This window comes from Bacillus sp. FSL M8-0277 (assembly GCF_037975305.1).
Taxonomy (GTDB): Bacteria; Bacillota; Bacilli; order Bacillales; family Bacillaceae; genus Bacillus; species Bacillus pumilus.
Genome location: NZ_CP150255.1, coordinates 382,387 through 407,188, shown reverse-complemented (window position 1 = coordinate 407,188; position 24,802 = coordinate 382,387). Strand labels below are relative to the sequence as shown.

Below are 24,802 nucleotides of genomic sequence, written 5' to 3'. Positions count from 1 at the left end.
GATCTCATGTTGTTAGGTCAATTTCTCCTCAAGCATGTCAAATATATCGTCCATTTCATCCATTTCAAGGTCACCAGCAGAGAAATCACTTGGCGTAAATTCTCGTTCGTGCTGCGCTAAACAATGAGTCATGATGGATTGGATTTTTTCTTTTAGCAATGCCATGAACTGCTGTATCGTTTGTTCTTCATATTCATCTGTACAATAGGAACACGACATCATGAATCGATTATGTTGAACAAGACCACTGAGATTCAGCTTATAGACAGCTTCTGAATCAGGGCTTGCTTGTCGTCCCATATCATAGGCGGACGGTCTAAAGAGTTCTGTCGTCACTTCTTGATCAATCTGCCCCAGATAGTTCAAGCTGATTTCAGGCTGTACATGCTGTCCTGACGATTCAGTGGCTGTGAGGTATTTTAAAATCCCGTAGCCGATCCCTTTATTCGGGACACGCCGCAGCATCTCTTTCGTTTCTTTAATAGCCTCAGCTACGGTCTGATCCGACTTTGCTTTCAGTACGACTGGGTACATACTCGTAAACCATCCAACCGTGCGGGAGACATCCAGCCCTGATAAAATATCCTCTCTTCCATGACCTTCAAGCTGCACATGTACATGGGATTCACCTGTCCACTCCTGAACGGCAAGACCGAGCGCACATAGAAGAATATCGTTCATTTCCGTTGTGTACGGTAGATGAATGTCGGTCAAAAGATGCTCGGTTTCGGACTCTGAAAGCTGCATCTGTACTGCTTTTGTTTGAGCAACTTTTCTTTTCGTTACTTCATGATCAACAGGTAAAGTGGTCATTGGCGTCCTGTCAATCTCATTCCAGTACTCACTTTGGCTTTTTAACGGCTTGGACTGTGCGTATCGTTCGATCGCCTCTGCCCATTCTTTAAAGGAGTGGGTTTTAGGCGGTAGGACGAGCGTTTGTCCTTGGGCTGCCTGTTGATAAAGAGACATAAAGTCCTCTAGTAAAATTCGGCATGAGACACCATCAATCACAAGATGGTGTGTCACGATAAGTAAGTGATCGCCATCTTTTGCACGGAAACAGATCACTTTCATGAGCGGACCTGTTTCGAGGTTCAGCTGACGCTGATACTCGTTGGCATAGGTGGAAATGGCTTTTTTCACGTCGTGCTCTTTAGAGACATCATGAGAAATAACCGCAATCGGTTCAGTGAGCTCCCGCTGATTGTATTGCAGGATGCCGCCATCCTCTTGCCTGTATACCATGCGCAGTGCATCATGATGTGAAAGTAATTTCTGCATCACTTGTTCTGTCATCAAAAGGTCAAATCCATTTGGCGCATGAAGCATCATCGAGAGATTCCAATGATGCTGGTCAGTGAATGTTCGTTCAAAGAACCAGCGTTGAATTGGAGTCAACATGACTTCCCCTTCAACCGATGATTGGTCGGCTGTCAGTTGATCAGCTTCTTCGATATATGGGCGCAGCTCGGCAATGGTTGGATACTGGAATAATAGCTTCATATCAAGCTTCCAGCCCGCTTGTGTGAGTCTGCTTGCCATTTGAATGCCTTTAATCGAATCTCCGCCAAGGAAGAAGAAGTGATCGTGAATGCCGACTTGGTTGACGCCAAGCACGTCTTCCCAAATGCCGCAAAGTAGTGTTTCGACTTCATCTCTTGGGGCTTCGTATGCTGTTTGGTTCGCTTCCATATTTGGTGCTGGCAATGCTTTCAGATCGACCTTGCCATTTGCCGTCATCGGCAGTTGGTCAAGCTTGATGATCCATGAAGGCACCATATAGTCTGGCAACTTTCGTTTTAGACTTTCTTTTAGGTCGGTCGTTTCTTCATCTGTGATGACGTAAGCGGCAAGCGCATCTTGTTCGCTGGCATCTTTGACCGTTGTCACGACTGCTTCTTTGACTGAATTCAGTTCAAGAAGCTGAGCTTCAATTTCTGACAGCTCAATCCGGAAGCCGCGGATGTTGACCTGATGGTCTTTTCTGCCGAGATAGATTAGCTCGCCATCCTCTGTCCATTTCACTAAGTCGCCTGTCAGGTACATACGCTCACCTGGATAAAATGGATCTGGGACAAAGCTTTTCTCTGTTTCCTCCGGAAGATTCCAGTACCCTCTTGCCAGTCCTTTTCCTGCGATCACAAGCTCACCCGGTACGCCTGGCGGCGAGAGGTCATATAACGAACCCATAATGTAAAAACGGGTATTGGCAATCGCTGTTCCAATCGGAAGCGTACCTTGATCTGGATCGATGATCCCGCTTGTCGCTACGACTGTGTTTTCAGTTGGGCCGTAGTTATTCACGAGTTGATATGGAACAGGCTTTACCTGTTTCAGCTTGTCTCCGCCTGTTAGTAAGTAACGCAAGGAATGATTGTCCATCGACATAAACTGCTCGCATAGCTGAGTTGGCAGGAATGCAATGGTGATATTTTCGTCATTGAAATACGCATTGAGCTTGATCATATCGAGACGAATCGCTTCATCAATGATGTGCAGCTCTGCGCCGGCGATCCATGTCGGGAACATTTCCCAAATGGAAGCATCAAAGCCAAAGCCGGCATATTTGGCGGTTCGGTCCGCGTTTGTCACTTGGAAGGCATCATTGTGCCAGAACGCAAGATTGACAAGAGAATGGTGCTCGACCACGACACCCTTCGGCTGTCCTGTCGTTCCAGATGTGTAAATCATATAGGCGAGATCTGTTGGTTTGACATGAACCTGAATTTCTTGCGCTTCGCCTTCTACGGCATCTTCTATCAACAGGACATGACCTGCAAAGGAAGTTGGTGCAGTTAATCCTTTTTGCATGAGAAGCACCTCTGCCCCGCAGTCTTCCAGCATGTAGGCAATACGCTGATCCGGATAATCCGCATCAATTGGAACGAATGTCGCACCTGTCTTGAGGACGCCAAGGACGGCTGCCGTCATGTCAAGGGACGGACGGGTGAGAATGCCGACGCGGTCTCCTCTTTTTATGCCGTTTGAGATAAGCCTTGAAGCGACTGTATTTGCCCGATTGTTCAGTTCCTCATACGTCCAGCTCGTTCCGCGGAAGGTCGCCGCTTTTTGATGAGGTATCTGGTATGCCTTAGCCTCAATCAGTGCATGAACCGTTTGATCTGACGGTACATGTAGCACAGGGCCTGACCATTCATTGATCAGCTCTTGTTTTTCCTCTTCATTTAAGATCGAAAGCGATGAAATTGGTTCATTTAGCTTCGCCAGCATCTCGTCTATGATTTGTTCATAATATCGACTCCAACGCTGAATGGTCTTCTTTTTAAACAGCGCTGTTGCATACTCAAAGCGTAAGCCCACTTGGTCCTTTTCTTCGAATACACCGAGCGTTACATCAAATTTTGCATGAACTGTCTCTTGCTGTTTTTGCGAAAGCTTGAGACCATTTAGATTCGGTAACGTCATATCACGGTCATCCGTTGTCAGCATGACACTAAACAATGGGTTGCGGCTAGTGTCTTTCGGAAGATCTAACTGTGCTACCAATTCCTCAAACGGAAATTCTTGATGTTCATAGGCTGATAGACTTCGATCTTTCATTTTTTCAAGCAATTGTGCTGTCGTTTCCTCGAGCTGCACTTCATGTCGAAGAGCCAGTGTATTCACAAACATGCCTGGAACCCGTTCGATTGAAGCATGTGTACGTCCTGCTGTGACAGCGCCTATGACGATATCTGTCTGCCCAGTTAATTTGGAAAGGAAAATAGCAAATGCCGTTTGCATGACCATGTTCATGCTTACACCTTTTTCAGCCATGAGTGCTTTAATGGTCTGCACCTTCTCAAGAGATAACCATCTATCGACTCGGTCTCCTTCAAATGACTGGACATGAGGGCGCGGAAAATCAAGTGGCAGTGCCAAATCTTCAGGTGGCTCTGCGTATTGCTCCAGCCAATATTGACGCTGTTTCTGGAGCAGCGCTTGCTGCTTTTCTTCCTGCTGCCACACCGCATAATCCTTGTAGTGCAGCTGAACTGGCGGTAACGTCTTTTTCTCATATAGCTCTGCCAATTCTTGAATGAGCAGACTGCGTGTGACACCATCTGCGATGATATGGTGCATATCCATCATGAACACATATTTTTCTTCAGAAAGCTTCGCCACCTTTGCCCTCATTAATGGTGCTTGATGTAATGAGAATGGGGTGATGAATGCGTCTATGACAGGTTGCTCATGACCTTTCTCTACTTCAACAACCTCTAACGTAAACGGCACTCGGCGATACACTTTTTGAACGGGTACGCCGTCAATTTCTACAAAGGCTGTCCGCAATGATTCATGTCGTTCGATCAAGGCTTGCAGCGCTTCTTCTAGCTGCTTTACATCTAGACTGCCTTCCATCATCAATACGGCAGGCATATGGTAAGTCACTGCTTCTGGATGCAGCTGCTGCAACACATACATCCGCTTTTGAGCAGAAGAGACAGGATAGAAATCTTGCTTCTCCGCCGGCTGAATGGATGTCATGTCCGAGGAACCCACTTCTTCTAAATAAGCTGCCATCGCGCGTATCGTTGGCTTTTCAAAAAGGGCTTTGAGCGGCACATGCTTGTTCAGCTTGGCTTGCATTTTTGAAATGAGCACCATGCCTTTGAGGGAATGACCTCCCAATTCAAAGAAGTGATCATGCACACCTATTTGTTCAACCGCAAGTACTTCTGACCAAATATCGCAAAGCGTCTGCTCAAGTGCCGTGTCTGGTGCTACATGGACCGCGCGATTCATATGCACCTCGTGCGGAAGCGGCAGAGACTTCGCATCTACCTTTCCGTTTTGCGCGAGCGGGATGTGGTCGACTTTGACAAAGTACGTTGGGATCATATAATCCGGCAGTGTCTCCGCAAGCTTTTCTCTAAACGTCAGTGTTCCAATCGGTTCAGGCGACGTGTAATAAAGTGCAAGCTCTGGTAAACGGGACATATGAAGTACTTTGACATACACCTCTTGAATGGATAATCGTGCACGTGCGGCATGCTCAATTTCCTGCTTCTCAATACGATAGCCGCGGATTTTCACCTGATCATCTATTCTTCCGAGAAATTCAATGTCTCCATTTGCCTGCTGTCTGACCAAATCTCCTGTACGATACATCCGTTCTTCAGAAAAATACGGATTTTCTAGAAAACGCTCTGCCGTTAATTCAGGCTGATTCAAATACCCTCTCGATACACCTTCCCCTGATATATAAAGCTCTCCAGGTGCACCATAAGGAATGAAGCGCTGCTGCCGATTGAGTACGAGCGCTCTTGTGTGAGCAATTGGCTGTCCGATCACAGAGCGATCCTTGAGTGTGCCTAGCTCTTGTTTTGTGATCAGCTTGGTCACAGTTCCAATGGTTGTCTCTGTCGGGCCGTAGTGGTTCATCACAGCCACACATGGATGCTGTTCCATAAATGTCTCCACATCCTCAGAGACAATCGGTTCTCCTCCAAGTATGACAAGGCGTAAAGCGTTAAATGCATGATCCTTCGAATCTGCCATCATATGAAATAAGGATGGTGTCATTTTTATATAAGTCAGCTCTTGTTCATCAATTAAACGCATGAGTCGTACCGGGTCTGTATACACATCTTCACGAGGCACATACAGGGTTCCTCCTGCCTTTAAGACAGGGAAAATGCTTGTGTAACCAAGATCATATGCATAAGAAGAAAGAAGTGCCGTCCGATCGCATTCTTGCAATGTCACCTCATTTGTCAGCCAGTTAACGTAGTGTGATAGATTACGATGCGTGAGCTGAACACCCTTCGGTTTTCCTGTTGTCCCAGACGTGTAAATCACATACGAAAGTTGATTGGCTGATGCTTCCGGTAAATCTAACATGCGGCTTTGAAGTACTGCTTTTTCAACCTGCACGACCTGAATCGACTTGTGATGTTGATAGGACCCTGCAAGAGACTCATTTGTTACGATCACTTGTGCACCTGAATCTTCTAATGTGTAGTTGATACGTTCCGCAGGGAAGGCCGGATCAATTGGCACAAATGCACCTCCTGCTTTCATCACACCAAGCATTGAAACGATGACATAGACAGAGCGATCAAGAATCAGCGCTACAGTCTTTTCTTTCTCGACGCCACGTATCTTCAGTTCACTGCCAAGCGCATTTGACATGTCTTCCAGCTTGCGGTAAGTGAGCTTCCGTTGATCATCCATCACCGCAATGGCATCTGGTGTTTCCTTTGCCTGACGTGAAAATTGGACGTGGAAAAGCTCATGATGATTTGTTTGCACTTCGTCTTTTTTCTCCAACCGCTCTATTTGCTCATGCTGTTCAAGAATAGGGAGCAAGCCGATCTGTTCCTCCGGGTGTTGGACCGCTTCATGAATAATCGCAAGAAGATGCGTTCCGAATCTGCGGACCGTCTCTTCTTTAAATAACGCCGCTGCATAGTCAAAGCTCAGCTTTAATGCTCCCTCTCGTTCAAATGCTTCTAGAGACAAATCAAATTTGACTGAGTGATGCTGTATGGCATAAGGCGAAATGTGCAGGTCGCCGAGCTTTAGCGCGGGAACCTCCATGTTCTGCATGTTAAATGACACGCTAAAGAGCGGGCTTCGGGTTGTATCACGATCTAACGGAAGACGTGCAATTAACTCTTCAAGCGGATAGCTTTGATGAGCAAAAGCATCAACACTCGTTTCTTTTATTTCTTCAAGCAGCTGTAAAAATGTTTTCGTTTGCTCTGGTTTTCCGCGCATCGCAACGGTGTTGATAAACATCCCTGGCATGTCCTGTATATCAGGATGTGTCCGTCCTGCAAAAGGGGAACCAACGATGATATCTTCCTGACCGCTATAGGTGGCAAGCAGCACCTGAAAAGCAGATAACAAGAACATGTACATGGTCGTATCTGTTTTCTGAAGCAGGTCATGAATCCGCTGAGTCGTCGCTTGATCACAGCCAAACATGAATCGTTCTCCTGAAAAATCACGTTCCGCTGGACGCGAATAATCCGTTGGCAGCTCTAATACTGGCAAGTCTCCTTCGAATTGCTTCAGCCAATAGGCTTCATGCTCCTTCTGTTTCTCCGTCTCTTCTTCACTTAACTGCCAGACAGCGTAATCTTTATAATGAATGGTTCTTTCTGCAAGAGCTTCGCCATCATAGGCCTTCGCCAAATCTTGTATGAACGTCTTCATGGAGCTGCCATCTGTAATGAGATGATGCGCTTCCAAGACGAGAAGATGACGGTTTTCACTGATCTTCAACAACTGGGCTCGTAATAAAGGCGCAGCTGTTAAATCAAATGGTGATTGATGTTCAGAAAGAAATGCCTCCGCCTCTTCTTCCTTGATATCATGAACAGGAAGGTCAAATCCCGTCCATTCATTCACTCTTTGAACAATATCTTCTCCATTCATATGAAAACTCGTTCTTAGGATTTCGTGCGTTTGGATCAACTGATCGAACGCCGATTTGAGCCGCTGATATTCGAGCGTTCCTTCAAGCGTTAAGACGATTGGAATATGATAATTCGTGCTGTCTGGTTCAAGTGTCTGCAAAATGTATAAACGGCGCTGAGCTGGTGATACCGGATACTCGTCCGCCTGCTCTGCTGGTAAAATCGGATGCCCCATTTCTTCTTGACCATCCTGATCGATATATCCCGCTAATGAACGAATCGTAGGCTTCTCAAAAATCACTTGAATCGGCATTTCCTTTTGAAGCACCTCTTGAATCTTCGCGGACATCATCATCGCTTTAAGAGAGTGCCCGCCAGCCATGAAGAAATGTTCATCTACTCCTACCGTTTTTCCAAGAAGCTCCTCCCAAATTTGAGCGAGTGCCTTTTCTGTCTCCGTCTCAGGCGGAATGATTTCCTTTTTCTCCTGATACGCTTCGTCCGGCTTTGGTAAAGCTTTTCGATCTACCTTGCCGTTCGATGTGAGCGTAAAAGCCTCCAGTTTCATCACATGGTGCGGCACCATATAAGCTGGCAGCTCTTGATTAAATAAATCTCGCACTTCTTCTTCTGTCATTGTCCCTGTGAAGTAAGCGGTGATTTCCTTTTCATCTGAGGAAAACGAATGGACAAGCACAACCGCATCATCTATGCCCACTTTTTGCTGAAGCACTGATTCAATTTCACCAAGCTCAATACGGAAGCCTCGAATTTTCACCTGATCATCTGTCCGGCCGAGGAATTCGATTTGGCCATCCGCGCCATACCGAGCCAAATCCCCTGTTCGATACAAACGGCCTGACGGCTTAAAAGGATCTGCCATGAATACTTGATTGGTCAAATCTGGACGATGGAGATATCCTCTTGCGACACCATCCCCGCCAACATACAGCTCTCCTGGCGCTCCAATTGGCTGCAATCGTTGATCACCATCTAAAATATAAGCCGACGAATGGTTAATCGGCTGGCCAATTGGAATTGGACCCGTTTCATCTCCTCTTACTTCGTAAATGGTCGAGATGGTTGTATTTTCTGTTGGACCATAGGCATTCAGCAAAACAAGTGCTGGATGATGCTGTTTCACAAGCTCCGTACTCTTCACATTGATCACGTCACCGCCTGTAATTAATGTGGTTAATCCTTTGAACATTTGCGGCCGCTGCTGAGCGAGCTGATTAAATAATCCAGTCGTTAAAAAGAGCGTCGTGATCTGATGTGTTTGGATAAATTGTTCAAATCGATGAATATCCAATAAAGTATCGCGGTCAACAGGATACAGCGTCGCCCCACCCAGCAGCGTGGTAAAGATTTCAAAGGTAATGGCGTCAAAGCTGACCGCTCCTGTATGCGCCATACGATCCGACTTATTCAAGCCTAATTTCTCCTGAGAACAAGCCAATCTCACAATGTGCTGATGCTCAATTTGAACCCCTTTTGGCTGTCCAGTTGATCCCGATGTATACATGATATACGCCAAGTGAGATGGAGACGTCCTGACTGATACATCCATGTGTGAGTGATGAGGCTGACTCGTCACATGTACAGCCTTGATCTGTTCATCAACTGGCGGCTGACTATCAGCATGAAGCAAAATGGATGCGCCACTGTCCTCAAGCATAAATCGGATTCTTTCTTCAGGCTGCGAAGGATCAATCGGCACATAAGCTGCCCCTGCGTGCAGAACTGCTAAAATGGCAATCACCGCATCAGCTGATCGGTTCATATACACTGCAACAGCATCTCCTGGCTGTACGCCTTTCTCAATAAGACTGCCAGCTAAACGACTGATTTCTTGTCCGAGCTCCTCGTACGTGAATGTTTGATCGCCTTCAACTAATGCCAGATGGTCAGGCTGCGCCTTCACACGTTCATTGAGCAGCTCAGGAATAGACAGATGCTTCGGATAATCTCGCTCCGTCTGATTCCACGCTTTGATCTGCTGCTTCTCCTCTTCCGTGATACACGTCACGTCCTGAAGGCGTACTTCAGGGTTTTGGATGATTTGCTTCATGAGATTGGTTAGATGTTTCGATATGTTTTCAATGATCTTTTCTTCAAAAGCTATGGCGTTGTATTTGATTTTCAATGTCCATGTTTCACCTGGATACACAAGGATATTTAGGTCAAAATTCGTTTGTTCAAATCCGTCCTTTACATCAATGGAAAAACCAAGACGTGCAGACATGGTGTCACCAGACAGCTCCTGATCTAAAGGATAGTTCTCAAACCCAACCAAATGATCAAAGAGCTGCCCTCCAGCAGCTGTCTTCTGCTGAATGTCATAAAGCGGCATAAAATCATAGTTTTCCGCTTCCAGTGCGTGCTGCTGAACCTTTTGAAACAGCTGTTTAAACGTCTGTTTCTGATCCAATGTCACTCGAACGGGTATCGTATTGATAAACAGCCCTGCCATGCGCTCAATTCCAGATACACTTGGAGGTCTGCCCGATACAACGGTGCCGAACGTGACGTCATCAGCTGCATGATAGGTGCCTAAAAGAACAGACCAGACAGCCTGAAACAGGTTCGGGGCTGTCACTTGGCATTGTCTTGCTACATTTTGAATGGCTTGTACCGTTTGAGCATCCCATGTAAACGTCCATTCCTGATGGTCGTATTGTCCGTTCGCTTCTTTTTGCTGCAGCAGCCCTTGATGCTGAACCGCTCCATCTAGACGCTCCTGCCAATAGCTTTCCGCTTCTTGTTTATTTTGCTTTCCAAGCCACTGGATATAATCTGCATAAGGCTTACCCTGTGAGCGATCCGGCGTTCGACCGTTCCGAAAAGATTCATAGTAATGAAACAGTTTTTTCATTAAAACACCCATGGACCAACCATCCATGATGATGTGATGGTTGCTCCAAATTAGATGCCAATTTGTTTCATTTAGTTGAAAAACAGCGACCTTCAATAACAGATCATTTGTTAAATGAAATCCTTGCTTTCTCACTTGTTTTTTATATTGATCCAATACCTTTTGCTGCTCTTGATGATTCAGATGTGATAGATCCTCTCGATACACATCGAGATGACGTTCAGCAAGTACAACCTGACGAGGCTTTTGTAATTGTTGATAAACAAAGGCTGTACGGAGAATGTCATATGTCCGTATGAGCTCATTGAGACTTTTTTCAAAAAGAGCGTGATCAAATTCTCCGCTTATTCCAAGCTCAAGCTGTGTGAAATAAGAGGAGGAATTAGGGTCTAGCATGGCATGATACAGCATGCCCTCCTGCATGGGTGTTAAAGGATATACCTTTTGAATCTTCTGCTTGCTCATATGTCCACCTCTTCGTTTGCTTAAAATATATCCATTAGCTTTTCAAGTTCATCCATCGTGAGATCTTCATCCCCTACATCACTAGGTGTCATCTGGGTTTCCTCCTGTGATACGCAATGTGAGATCAGCGCCTTCACATTCTTTTCAAGAAGGTCCTTGAATTGTTCCATCGTACGTTCTTCAAATTCAAGATGATGATAAGAAATCGTCACATGGAGCATGGCTTGTTCGACGAAACCAACAATATCAAGTGCATGAGGTTTCTCTGATTCAGGACTCAGCGATTGTCCTGGATGCCACGTTGAGCGGCTTAACTCACCGCTGATCTGTTCATCAAACTGACCAAGATAGTTAAAGCTGATATGTGGCGCGAGCTCAAATGAGATATCGTCCTTCATCTTGTCAGGGGTTAAATATTTTAATATGCCATAGCCGATTCCCTTGTTCGGGATGTGCCTGAGTTCCTCTTTTAAATGCTTGATCTGATAAGAAAGATCGTCTGCATGCGACATATCCAGTAACACAGGATACATACTTGTAAACCAGCCAATCGTCCGTGATACATTGACCGCAGGGAGGATGTTCTCTCTTCCGTGTCCTTCAAGATGAATAAAGTGTCTGTCTTCACCAGTCCACTCTTTCATGGACAATCCGAGTGCTGTCAGCAAAATATCATTGATGTCTGTTTGATATGCTTCATGTACATCTGTCAGCAGACTGCGCGTTTCCTCCTCAGACAATGTAAAACGAATGGTCTGTGTATGAAGCATCCGCTGATCCTCCGTCACATGATCCTTTTGAAGCGGTGTAACAGAATGCGCAAGTACCTTTTTCCAATAAGCTCTTTCCGACAGCAACTCATCTGACATCGCGTATTCCGTCAGCTTCTGGGCATATTCTTGGAAAGAGTGTGTTTTTTCAGGAAGTGTCAGGATTTCCCCGCGCTTCGACTGTTCATAAAGAGCCATAAAATCTTCAAGGAAAATACGCCATGACACACCATCGATGACAAGATGATGTACAGCGAGCAGTAAATGATCCCCTTGATCCGTTCGGAAAATGGCTGGCTTTACTAAAGGTCCTTCCGCTAGCGATATACTCGCCTGCACTTCATTTGCCAGGTTTTCTACCTGCTGGATTTGCTGCGACAGTTCCCCTTGTACTTCTACCACATCAACAGCCACCAAGTTTTCTTCGATTTTTCGATGACGCTGGATTACGCGTCCTTCTTCAAGCGGATACACCATTCGCAAGGCATCATGATGGATCATGAGCTGCTCCAACACTTGCTGAACGATGGTTTCATCCAAGCCATTTGGCGCTTGGAGCATAACTGATTGGTTCCAATGGTGCTGACTCGTAAAGTTTCGTTCAAAGAACCAGCGTTGAATTGGAGTCAACATGACTTCCCCTTCGACAGGTGATTGGTCGGCTGTCAGTTGATCAGCTTCTTCGATATATGGGCGCAGCTCGGCAATGGTTGGATACTGGAATAATAGCTTCATATCAAGCTTCCAGCCCGCTTGTGTGAGCCTGCTTGCCATTTGGATGCCTTTAATTGAATCTCCGCCAAGGAAGAAGAAGTGATCGTGAATGCCGACTTGGCTGACGCCAAGCACGTCTTTCCAAATGCCGCATAGAAGTGTTTCCACTTCGTCTCTTGGGGCTTCGTATGCTGTTTGGTTCGCTTCCATATCAGGTGCTGGCAATGCTTTCAGATCGACTTTGCCATTTGCCGTCATCGGCAGTTGGTCTAGCTTGATGATCCATGAAGGCACCATATAGTCTGGCAACGTTCGTTTTAGACTTTCTTTTAGGTCGGTCGTTTCTTCATCTGTGATGACGTAAGCGGCAAGGGCATCCTGTTCGCTGGCATCTTTCACCGTTGTCACAACTGCTTCTTTGACTTCTGCCAGCGCAAGGAGCTGCGCCTCAATTTCTGACAGCTCAATCCGGAAGCCGCGGATGTTGACCTGATGGTCTTTTCTGCCGAGATAGATCAGCTCGCCATCCTCTGTCCATTTCACTAAGTCGCCTGTCAGGTACATACGCTCACCTGGATAAAATGGATCTGGGACAAAGCTTTTCTCTGTTTCCTCCGGAAGATTCCAGTACCCTCTTGCCAGTCCTTTTCCTGCGATCACAAGCTCACCCGGTACGCCTGGCGGCGAGAGGTCATATAACGAACCCATAATGTAAAAACGGGTATTGGCAATCGCTGTTCCGATCGGAAGCGTGCCTTGATCTGGATCGATGATCCCGCTTGTCGCCACGACGGTGTTTTCTGTCGGACCGTAGTTATTCACGAGTTGATATGGAACTGGTTTTACCTGTTTCAGCTTGTCTCCTCCTGTTAGTAAGTAACGCAAGGAGTGATTGTCCATCGACATAAACTGCTCGCATAGCTGAGTTGGCAGGAATGCAATGGTGATATTTTCGTCATTGAAATACGCATTGAGCTTGATCATATCGAGACGAATCGCTTCATCAATGATGTGCAGCTCTGCGCCGGCAATCCATGTCGGGAACATTTCCCAAATGGAGGCGTCAAAGCCAAAGCCGGCATATTTAGCGATTCGATCCGCATTTGTCACTTGGAAGGCATCATTGTGCCAGAACGCAAGATTCACAAGGGACTGGTGCTCGACCATGACACCTTTCGGCTGTCCTGTCGTTCCCGATGTGTAAATCATATAGGCGAGATCTGTTGGTTTGACATGAACCTGAATTTCTTGCGCTTCGCCTTCTACGGTATCTTCTATCAACAGGACATGACCTGCAAAGGAAGTTGGTGCAGTTAATCCTTTTTGCATGAGAAGAACCTCTGCCCCGCAGTCTTCCAGCATGTAGGCAATACGCTGATCCGGATAATCCGCATCAATTGGAACGAATGCCGCACCTGACTTCAAGATGCCAAGGACAGCTGCCGTCATGTCAAGGGACGGACGGGTGAGAATACCGACACGATCTCCTCGTTTTATGCCCCTTGAGATAAGTCTTGAAGCGACTCTATTCGCCCGATTGTTCAGCTCTTCATACGTCCAGCTCGTTCCGCAGAAGATCGCCGCTTTTTGATGAGGTGCTTCAAATGCCTTAGCCTCGATCAGTTCATGAACCGTTTGATCTGACGGAACGTCTAGGACAGGACCTGACCATTCGTTGAGCATTTTTTGCTGCTGCTTCGATGATAATAGCTGCATTTGATCTAGCGATTGATCTGGCGCTGATACCATTTGTTCCAATAAATGAAGGAAAAACTCCTTCCACTTTTCAATCGACGACTGTTGAAAGATAGAAGAATTAAAATCGAACACAAGCTCAATGTGATCAGCCGATTCGTTTCCAGTTAAGGTCAAATCAAATTTGGCGATATTCTCTTCGAATGGCTCCGGAACAATATGAAGTCCATCCATCGTTAAATTACGGATATCCGCATTTTCCATCGAGAACACCACATCAAAGATTGGATGACGGCTAGTGTCTCGAACCGCTTGTACTCGGTCTACCAATTCTTCAAATGGGTACAACTGATGCTCATTTGCCTCTAACACAAGCTGATGAACATTTGACGCAAATTCTGCGGCTGTCAGATGTCCTGCTGGCTTTGTTCTAAGTGCCAGCGTGTTCACAAACATGCCAATGACAGATTGAATATCAGGATGAGTTCTGCCTACAATCGGCGAACCGATGATGATATCTTCTTGTCTCGAAAGCTTGCTTAAAAGGGTACTGTAGCAAGTGAGCAGCACTGTATACGTCGTACTGTTGAGTGCTCTGACCAGCTCATCCAATTTCGCTTTAAGCGGCCCATTGATTGTAAATGAGACACGATCTCCTGCGAATGTTTGCACTTTTGGTCTTGGCAAATCTTCTGGGAGTGCCAGTACAGGCAGTTCTCCTTCTAATTGCTCCAGCCAAAACGCCTCTTCAGCTCTTTTTTGTGCAGCAAACGTCTCGCTTTTTGACCAAACCGCATAATCCTTATATTGAACAGGTAATTCCTCTAGTTTGTCTCCTCGATACAAGGCTGAAAGCTCTTCAATTAAAATGCCCACAGATGCACCATCTGAAATGATATGATGCATATCAATCAGTAAATAATGGACATTTACGGAAGCAGAAACTAGACCTACTCTGAGTAGAGGCGCCTTTTCTATATCAAAAGGACGGATAAAATCATTCATCAATTCCTGTATGTCTCTTCCGTTCCCTTCGATTGTCTCAATGTCTACGGAGATGTTTGGTTCAATCCGTTGAACAGGTTCATTCTCAACAAAATCAAAGCTCGTTCGGAATGCTTCATGACGATGGACAAGCTGTTCAATCGCTTTTTTAAATCGTTTTTCATCAAAAGCACCTTCTAGCTTTAAAGCAGCCGGCATATGATAGCTTTGCTCCGCATCGGTCATTTTCTCCAATACAAACAGTCTTTTCTGAGCAGATGTCACTGGATAATAGGCCGCTTCTTCTGCGATCTCCACTCGCTTGATCTCCGTTTGATCCGCTTGATCAACCGCCAAGGCAAACGCCTCTAATGTCGGGGATTCAAATAAAGACTTCAAAGTGAGCTCCACATGCATCTCTTCATACAGCTTGTTCAGCATTTTCATGCCGCGTAGCGAATGGCCGCCGCATTCAAAGAAATGATCGTTCCTGCCGATTCGCGGCACTTCAAGAACTTCCTCCCAAATGCGCGCTACGTGATGCTCTGTTTCGGTTTGAGGAGGGAAATACTCATTTATCCCCTGCTCACTTAGGTCAGGCACTGGCAACGCTCGCCTATCTACCTTGCCGTTATTCGTCAACGGAAGCTCGTCTAATTGCATGAAGAATGACGGCATCATATACACAGGCAGTTCACGTCCTGCTTGCTCGCGCAAATCAGTTAATGAGACGGATCCTTCGGCTGTAAAATATGCACATAATGTGTCATTTGGGGCTGCAATGACGACGGCTTCCTTTAATTGCGGATGGCGCAGCAGCTGATGCTCAATTTCTCCAAGTTCAATACGCTGACCACGAATCTTCACTTGATGATCGATTCGTCCAATGAATTCAATCTCTCCATTTGACAGCCAGCGGGCAAGATCACCCGTTTTATACATGACCTCACCAGAGCGGAAAGGATTTTCCACGAATTTTTCACTTGTGAGTTTTGGCTGCCCATAATATCCTTTGACCAGTCCATCACCAGCGACACATAGCTCTCCTGCTACACCTGGCGGTTGCAGCTGTCCAAATTCATCTACAATATAAACAGCCGTTTGACTCACTGGCCTTCCGATTGGAATGGATAACGCCTGCTCCTCAATGTGATTCACTGGATAATACGTAGTGAAAATCGTACTTTCAGAAGGACCGTACATATGAACAAGCTTGCCTTCCCCTACCGTTTCAAGTGCAGTCATGACATGAGGTACGGAAGCACGTTCTCCACCAAATAGAACTTTTCTGACGTTCTTCAGGCTGCCTTTTTTCATATCGATAAGTAAGTGAAAAAGAGCTGTCGTGATCATTAAAATACTGACTTTCTCCTTCTCAATCGCTCCAGAAAGCTCATTCATGTTTAAGATATGATCCTTTGGCAGAACAATCAGTTTCGCACCGTTTAATAAAGCACCAAACACATCGAACATAAAAGCATCAAATACATAGTTTGATAGGCTCATCACCGTGTCTTCATGATGAATGGCAAGATAATTTGATTGCTTCACTGTTCTCAAAATGTTCCGGTGTGTCACCATATTTCCTTTAGGTTTTCCAGTTGTACCAGATGTATAGGTCAAATTCGCCAAATCCTCTGGCAATACCCGAATGTCTATATTGCTGTCTGATTGCTGAACAATTCCACGATCTTCTGTTTCGATGATGGTTCCCTCGAAAGAAGCAAGCACCGAACGATGGCGCAGCACTTGATGTGTCAGTAAGAATTGCGCACCGCTGTCTGTTAAAAAGTGCTTCACGCGTTCATCAGGGAAATCAGGATCAATTGGTACATAGACGCCGCCCGCCTTAAGTACAGCTAGAACAGAGAGTACCATCTCATTAGACCGTTCAAAGAATAAGGCTGCTTTCATCCCTCTTTCAAACCCATGTTCACGTAAATAATGAGCCAGCTGATTCACACGGTCATTTAGTTCTTGGTAAGAAAGAATCACACCTTCACATTGGAGGGCAGACTTATGACCGTGCGCCTGCACCTGTGCTTCAAACTGCGTCACAATGGTTTCTTCTGACGGATAAGGCGTCGGTAACGGATTCCACAGATTCAGTTGAGCTTCTGCTTCTTGTTCAGACAGTAATCGATAAGATCGAATTGCCTCCTCCGGCGCTTGAACCATCTGCTTCAGCAAATACATATAATGATGAAGCATCTGCTCGGCTGTACTTCGTTTAAATAGCGCCGTACTGTAATCGAGGACAAAGGATAACCCTTGATCTGACTCCATCGCTTGCAGCGTTAAATCAAACTTTGCAATATGGAAATTGGTTTCTTCGATTTCAACTTGCATTTCTCCTATATGCTGGGCTGATTCATGATCTGGCATGAGTGTAAAAACGGTATCGAATAATGGATGACGGCTAAAATCCCTTGGCACATTCAGTTTTTCAAGCAGTCGTTCAAATGGATATTGCTGATGCTCAAATGCATGCATCGTCTTTTCCTTCACTTGCTCGATCAACTGCGACATGGTTCCATTCGGATCAACCTCGGACCGCAAAGCAAGTGTCTGGACAAACATGCCGATCATGTCATCCAAGTCTGCATGCACTCGCCCCGCCGCCGGTGTTCCAACCACGAATTCCTTTTGACCCGTGTACTTCGCAAGCAATGTATAGTAAGCAGAAAGCAGAACCGTATACAGTGTCGTATGGTGTTTTGCCGCTAGCTCCTGTAATTGCCGCTTTAACGTTTCATTGATTTCTTTGATCACACGATCCCCTGCAAACGACTGGACCGCTGGGCGCTGATAATCGGTCAGCAGCTGTAAAGCAGGAAGATCACCCGAAAATTCCTGCAGCCAGAATGCTTCTTCTTTTTGAAAATCTTGTTGTTCTTGCCAAACAGCATAGTCCTGATATTGAAGCTTCAATGGGTCTTTGACCGATCCCTCGTAAGCATCTGACAGCTCACGCAGCATCAAATCAATCGAAAGACCATCTGAAATCAGGTGATGCATATCGAAAAAGAGCAGGTGCTCCTGATCATCTAATGACTTCAGGCCAATGCGAAGAAGTGGTGCACACCCAAGGTCAAAGGGTCTGACAAATTGCTGCATATTTTCTTCCATCGTACCGCCTGTTAGCTGCTCTATTTGAAAAGGCACGGATGGAGCTACCCGTTGACGCGGAACACCTTTCAACGTATGAAAAGACGTACGCAGCATATCATGACGTGTGATGAGTTTTTCAAAGGCTTCCGTCAGCTTCTCTTGCTGCAGTGTTCCTTTTAACCTCACAACAGCTGGCATATGGTATGCAGTGCTTTGCTCTAATTGACTCACCATATAAACGCGCTGCTGTGGAGGTGACAATGGGTAATGGTCTAAGGCAGGTGCTTTAGGTATCACCGTTTCAGAAGATGTTTCCGCTTGCTCAATGTAGGCAGCCAAAGCGGCAATGGTCTGCTGTTCAAATAAAACGGACAGCGGCACCTCCACCTGAAAATCTCGCTGCACATGTGTGAGTACAGTCATTGCTTTCAGTGAATGCCCCCCTCGTTCGAAGAAGGAATCATATATACCAATCTTCTCTTGACCAAGAATTTCTTCCCACAAACGTACAAGCTTCGTTTCGAGACCGTTTCTAGGCGCAGCATAAACAGCTTGAACGGCTTTATCACCTTTTAAGGCAGCAAGCGCACGACGATCAACTTTGCCGCTGACTGTGAGTGGAAATGCATCGAGCTCTTTGAAATAGAGCGGCATCATGTAAGCTGGTAGCTGATGTTTGATAGCGGCTTGAAGTATGTCAACTGACACATTTTCATGACGAGCTTGATAGTAAGCACTTAACACCTTTTCCCCATCCGCTTCTTCGACAACAAGTACGACAGCTTGATCCACTCCATCTACCTGCTCCATCACTGCTTCAATTTCGCCTGTTTCTATGCGGTAACCCCTTATTTTCACTTGATCATCCATTCTGCCAAGATAATCAATTGTGCCATCCGGAAGCCATCTGACTAGATCCCCTGTTCGATACATCCGCTCATCTGGAGAAAATGGATCTGCCGTAAATACTTTCTCCGTCAATTCAGGCTGATTCACATAGCCTCGTCCAACACCTATCCCTGCAACGCACAGTTCTCCAGCAGCCCCCTGTACCTGTAATTGATCATGGTCATTTAAAATGTAAAGACGGTGATGACCGAGCGGCTTTCCGATTGACACATAACGCTGCTGTTCAGAGGATTCGCGCAGCTCACTTAGTTCTAGGCGATGAACCGCCGCATCGACACACGTCTCAGTCGGACCATACACATTCCACAAAGTAAAATCAGGCTCACTCATCCGAACCGCTTCGATAAGAGAATATGCTGCTTTCGCAGGCAATGCTTCTCCCCCAACTAACATATGCCTCAAGGACAGCCCATCTAATTCCGCTGCAAGTAAAAGCTGCACATGCGCCGGTGTTCCGTCTGCTGCTTCAATTTGATGTTTTTTATAATAAGCCGCTAATTGAACACCATTTCTCGTTGATTCTCGCGGGATGATATGAAGCGTATGCCCAAATAATAGCGCAGCAAAGATTTGTTTCACCGATGCATCAAAATGGAATGGTGCAAGAAGCGCCATTTGAAGCTCACTCGCCTCTTCATAAATCTCATGATGCAAGGCATGGACCAAATGATGCAGCTGAAGATGCTCAATCATGACGCCCTTCGGCTTTCCAGTCGTCCCCGATGTATAAATCATATAAGCCAAATCCTCTGGTACCGACTGATCTACAAGCTGAGGCAGCAGTTCATCATCTAATGCGATTTGCTGCTGCACGACCATTTTTTCCGAGAGGGCACGGTATGTTGAAACGAACGATTCCTCTGTTAACACAATGGAAGCACCAGAATCCTCCACAATATATTGAATACGCTCCTCAGGTAATGCCGGATCAATCGGTACATACGCCCCGCCAGCCTTTAATATGCCGAAGATCGACACCATAGCCTCTGCCTTCCGATCCATTAAGACAGCAACAGGCACATCACGCGAGACACCTTTCATTTGTAAAAAACGCGCCAGCTTTTCTGCCTTTTGAAACAGTTCTCCATAAGTAAATGCTCCATTTTCTGCTACAACAGCTGTTCGCTTTGCATACTTATTGGCTGTCTCATCAAACAGGTGGTGAACCGGCTTTTCAGCTGGCTTTTCAAAAGGTTTTCTCTCAGATAATTGAAGCAGTTCCTTTTGTTCATCTGGTGGAAGTAAAGGGAGTTTCCCAATCAGCTGGTCAGGCTGGGAGACTGCCGCTTCTAGTATGATTAAGAATCGATCAAACATCTTACTGATTTCTTCTTCGGTGAATACATCTGTACGGTAGTCCAAATCAATGGTCAATGTATCAGTATCCCAGCGGTCCTTTACATGAATGGAAATATCATTCATTCCGCTCCCGCTAAAGATCGGTTCAGTAATGAAAGACAGATTCTCTTTTTTCTGCCACTGCATGACCTGGTATTCTAAAGAAATATCAAAAAGGCGTCCTGTAAACCCTTCTCTTTCTCTCAAATCATTCATGAGAAGATTGTAAGGGTACTTTTGGTGACGCAAGATCTTCATTTGATCCGCCATGACCTGTTTGACGAAATCCAGAAATGATTGCGACCCCTGAACAGATGCACGCATCGGAATGGTGGAAACAAACATACCAATCATCTTTTTTTCTTTGGCGTTTGTTCGGTTGCCCATAAAGGTTCCAAGAACAACATCCCCCATGCCGCTAAAACGATGTAAATATACATAAACAGTGGACATAAACATCGAGAGCATACTGACTTTCTGCTCCTCACAAAACGCACGAAGTTTCTCCTTCAAAGAATCTGGAATATCCCCTGAAAATCGCTCCGCATGTAAACTCATCTCGTATCCCTTATGCGGTTTTAATGAAGCGAAATCTGGAATATTGGCAAATTGCTCATTCCAAAAAGCTTGGTCTTTTTGAAATCGTTTAGAAGTTTCATAGCTTTGCTCACTCATGATGTGGTCAACGAAGGAAATCTCCTCAACCGGTGAGATGTCTACCCCCTGCAGCATGTCCTGGTATAAGTCGATGATGCGATTTCCCATTAAGATAATGGAGATGCCATCCGCCACAATATGATGTGCTTTACAAAACAGCCAGCACTCTTGATCACTGATTTGAAAGACCGTAAATTCAATCAAGGGACTGTCAATCAACGGCATCGGCTCACGGATTTGCTCATTCGCCCAAGCCCTCACTTTTTCTTCACTCCAGCCCTTTTCCATGCGAATCGGCTGTTCTTCATAAGGCTTGATATATTGAACAGGCTCCTCCTGCTCATGTCGATACACCAGCCTCAACCGAAGGGAGTCAGTTTGGCGAATGTACGCTTGAAGCACGTCAACGACCAAAGATGGATCTAAACCTGATACCGATCTCAATCTGGCGAATCCACCCAAATTAGAAATACTTGTACCTGGATAAAATCTTTCCGTGTAGAATACTCGCTTTTGCGCATGTGTTAAGGGGTAATAAACTGTATTCATTTTCATCCTCCGCCTCTTCTATGTTTTCTCCACCAATGTGACACCCAGCACCCTCTATATCAAAAGAACCAAGTCTATTTCATTAAAATAGACAGAATACGGAAAGAAGCCCACCCCGAATAAAACGGAGGGACTCCCATTTTGATTCGGTAACCTGGCGACCTTAGTAAAAAAGCAACATTTACCTTAGGACATGGCTTTGCGTCTCTACGTTTCCATAGATTTGCCTTTTTCTTCTTTTCTTTTTAAATATTTTCTATATTACGTCCACTTTATATGAAATTATTGTTTTTTTCACCGAAAAATGGGTGTAAAGATTCATGCGTTATGCCGAATGAATCACATAATAATTTACGATATTTACCGAAAATAACTAATAATAGTTGCGTTCAACCGAAAAGAATCGACTAAATACCGCAAAAATTTCATGTTTTCCCTTAAATTTTGCAAATATGACCGAAAATGTAGGATAGAGGTCTCCTTCCATCCTCCACAATTTCTTAAATCTTAAGAACTATATTCCCTAAAAAATTGAAAATATTTACCGTAAAAACAACACAAAAAGAGCTGCCATTTCAAATGACAGCTCCCTTGTTTCTTCATTATATTTACATCACCTTAGACAGGCCAATTGTTTTTTCAATAATGAGCAACGCAATGATAGAAATGATAATAAATATGACAGATATCGCATTGACACTCGGATCAAAGGTTTGCTCAATGTAATTAAACGTCCTGACGGGAATCGTAATCGTTTGGGGAGAGGAAACGAACAAACTGATCGATATTTCCCCAAATGACGTCACGGCAGAAAATACCCCACCTGCAATAATTCCTGGCTTTATCAAAGGCAGCGTCACTCGAAAGAATGTGCGAATGGGTCCTGCGCCAAGATTCATTGAAGCTAGCTCAAGCCGCGGATCCAAATTCGAGACACTGACACCTACTGTTCGAACCACATAGGGAAAGCCAATGATGACATGACCTATGACAAGCGCCCACAAAGATCCCGTAAACCCCATAGCCGTAAACAAATAGAGCATGGCAATCCCTAACACTACTTGAGGAATCATAAGAGGTGACAAAATGAAGGCTTGAATCGCCTCTTTTCCCTTAAAGGAAAGCCTTGCTAAAGCATACGAAGCCATCGTGCCTAAAAGAACCGTGAGAGGCGTTACGATGAATAGCAAAATCACACTGATACGCAGAGACTCCATCCATTCTGGATTCGACACGACCTCTTGAAACCAACGAACAGAGAACGAAGTCGGCGGAAATTCAGGAAAGGCATTTGGACTAAAAGCAGATAGGACAATGACAAGAACAGGTATGGTCAAAAAGAGATAAACCAATGACCCAGCAGTCCAAATCAGGATGGAAAGCAAGCGATCACCTAATGATTTTTTACGCATGCATCCTCGCCTCCCAGCGCTTCAATAGATAGCTTAATAAACTGACCACCACAAGCACACAAACCAATAACGTAAAGGACATCGCTGCAGCAAGAGGCAAGTTATACACCTGCATGACCTGCTGATAAATAGACAGCGGTAGCAGCGGCTGCATTCTTCCGCCGACTAAGAGCGGAGTGATATAGCTCCCAGCCGCCAGCGAAAAGACAATAATAGCCCCAGTCACCATCCCTGGAATGGTCAATGGAAAGGTCACATGAAAGAAGGTTCGAATTCGTCCAGCTCCTAGACTCATAGAAGCCGATCGTAAATGACGATCCATATCAGTTAAGCTCGTCGCAATAGGCAGCACTGCAAAAGGCAGCATGACCTGGACATAAGCAATAATCACCGCATTCATATTCCACAGCATAGAGAGCGGCTTCTCAATCACATGTAAATCTAATAACATGCCATTGATCAGACCATTTTGTGAAAGAAGGACAATCCATGCAAATGTCCGAATCACAACGCTTGTCAAAAGCGGCGAGACAAGTAAGATATAGAAAAATGCCCGCAGACGCGGATGAGGTGCCTTGACGAGCACGTATGCCGCAGGGTATGCCATCAATAAACAAATCACCGTTGTCTGTAAGGCTACCCACACTGTACTTCCAATCGCCTTCACATACGCATCTGTCGTGAACACATGAATATATTGAGAAAAGCTATACGTTTGTAATGTGTTCATCATTGAATCCACATCACGAAAACTGAGCACGAACATCATCACAAGCGGCGCTAGAAGAAATACAACAAGAAACAAACACGCCGGCAGCAGCATGAACCAATGAAATCGCTGATTCTTTTTCTTGATACGCATCACGTATGCACCTTCGAATCTAGGAAAACGATATCTTCAGGCTGCCAATTGATATGAATAGCTTCTCCAGTTTTCGGCAGCTCTGGAAATGCTGCATCAGAAGCATGAACAATCATTTCACCGCTATCGAGCCCCACCACCAAACGTAATGAGTGACCAATATAACTGACATCAGTCAGCACACCTGATACATGGTTGGACTGAATGTCTTCCCGCTCAGAAGATATGTTGATTCTTTCCGGACGGAGCATGAGTAAATGCTTCTCCTTCTTCTCTTGGTGTGCCGCTACCTTTAATTGAACTTCCTGCCCGTTTGACTGGATTAAATGAGGAACGATAAATGCAGCTTTCGCTTCATCATAGACCGCCTCAAATAGGTTCACTTGTCCGATAAATTCAGCAACAAATCGATTGTTCGGCTGGCGGTACACCTCTAAAGGCGTCCCAATCTGCTGGATTTTCCCCTCTCCTAAAATCCCAACCCGATCAGAAAGACTTAATGCTTCCTCTTGATCATGGGTCACGAGAATGGTGGTAATTCCGACATTCCTTTGAATATTTCGAAGCTCTGTCTGCATATTTTTTCTTAGTTTTGCATCTAGGTTGCTGAGCGGTTCATCAAGAAGAAGAACAGATGGCTGAATCGCAAGCGCCCTTGCAATCGCTACCCGCTGCTGCTGTCCACCACTTAATTGATGCGGCATACGTTTCGCAAACGCTTCTAATTGCACAAGAGACAAACTCTCCATTACCTTCTCTTTAATTTCTGCCTTCTTTTTCTTTTGAACCTTTAACCCATACGCCACATTATCAAATACAGTCAGATGCGGAAAGAGTGCATAGCTTTGAAAAACCATACCCGTTTTTCTTTGATAAGGCGGTAAATTCGTCACATTCTGATCACCAACATAGACGACACCTTTTGTTGGCTCTAAAAAACCGCCAATGATGTTTAATAACGTTGATTTCCCGCAGCCACTAGGACCAAGAAGGGAGAAAAACTCTCCCTCATTCACCGTAAGACTGACATCGTTAAGAGCAATCTGCTCGCCGAAATGCTGGCTAATATGTTCTAAATGGATTCCACTCATACG

5 protein-coding genes and 1 riboswitch are annotated in these 24,802 nt (G+C 45.3%); all 5 genes read right to left on the bottom strand.

Annotation, left to right across the window (positions count from 1 at the left end; translation table 11 throughout):
* Positions 1–12: 12 nt before the first annotated feature.
* Complete coding sequence (locus MKZ05_RS02075; RefSeq protein WP_339161157.1) at positions 13–10,707, bottom strand: amino acid adenylation domain-containing protein; 10,695 nt, start codon at positions 10,705–10,707, stop codon at positions 13–15.
* Between the two features lie 20 nt (positions 10,708–10,727).
* Positions 10,728–21,434, bottom strand: a complete 10,707-nt coding sequence (locus MKZ05_RS02070; RefSeq protein WP_339161154.1) for an amino acid adenylation domain-containing protein — start codon at positions 21,432–21,434, stop codon at positions 10,728–10,730.
* A 145-nt stretch (positions 21,435–21,579) separates the two neighbouring features.
* Positions 21,580–21,672, bottom strand: a riboswitch (cyclic di-GMP riboswitch).
* A gap of 370 nt (positions 21,673–22,042) precedes the next feature.
* Positions 22,043–22,846 carry an ABC transporter permease gene (locus MKZ05_RS02065; protein ID WP_003214190.1) on the bottom strand — a complete coding sequence of 268 codons (804 nt, stop codon included), beginning with the start codon at positions 22,844–22,846 and terminating at the stop codon, positions 22,043–22,045.
* The gene (locus tag MKZ05_RS02060) at positions 22,839–23,708 is read right to left on the bottom strand and encodes an ABC transporter permease (RefSeq protein ID WP_003214329.1); all 870 of its coding nucleotides are present in this window, start codon (positions 23,706–23,708) and stop codon (positions 22,839–22,841) included. The genes MKZ05_RS02065 and MKZ05_RS02060 overlap by 8 nt, the downstream gene beginning before the upstream one ends.
* Entirely contained in the window at positions 23,708–24,799 is a 1,092-nt protein-coding gene (locus MKZ05_RS02055; RefSeq protein WP_339161151.1) for an ABC transporter ATP-binding protein, read from the bottom strand. Before MKZ05_RS02055 ends, MKZ05_RS02060 begins: the two co-directional genes overlap by 1 nt.
* Positions 24,800–24,802: the final 3 nt, after the last annotated feature.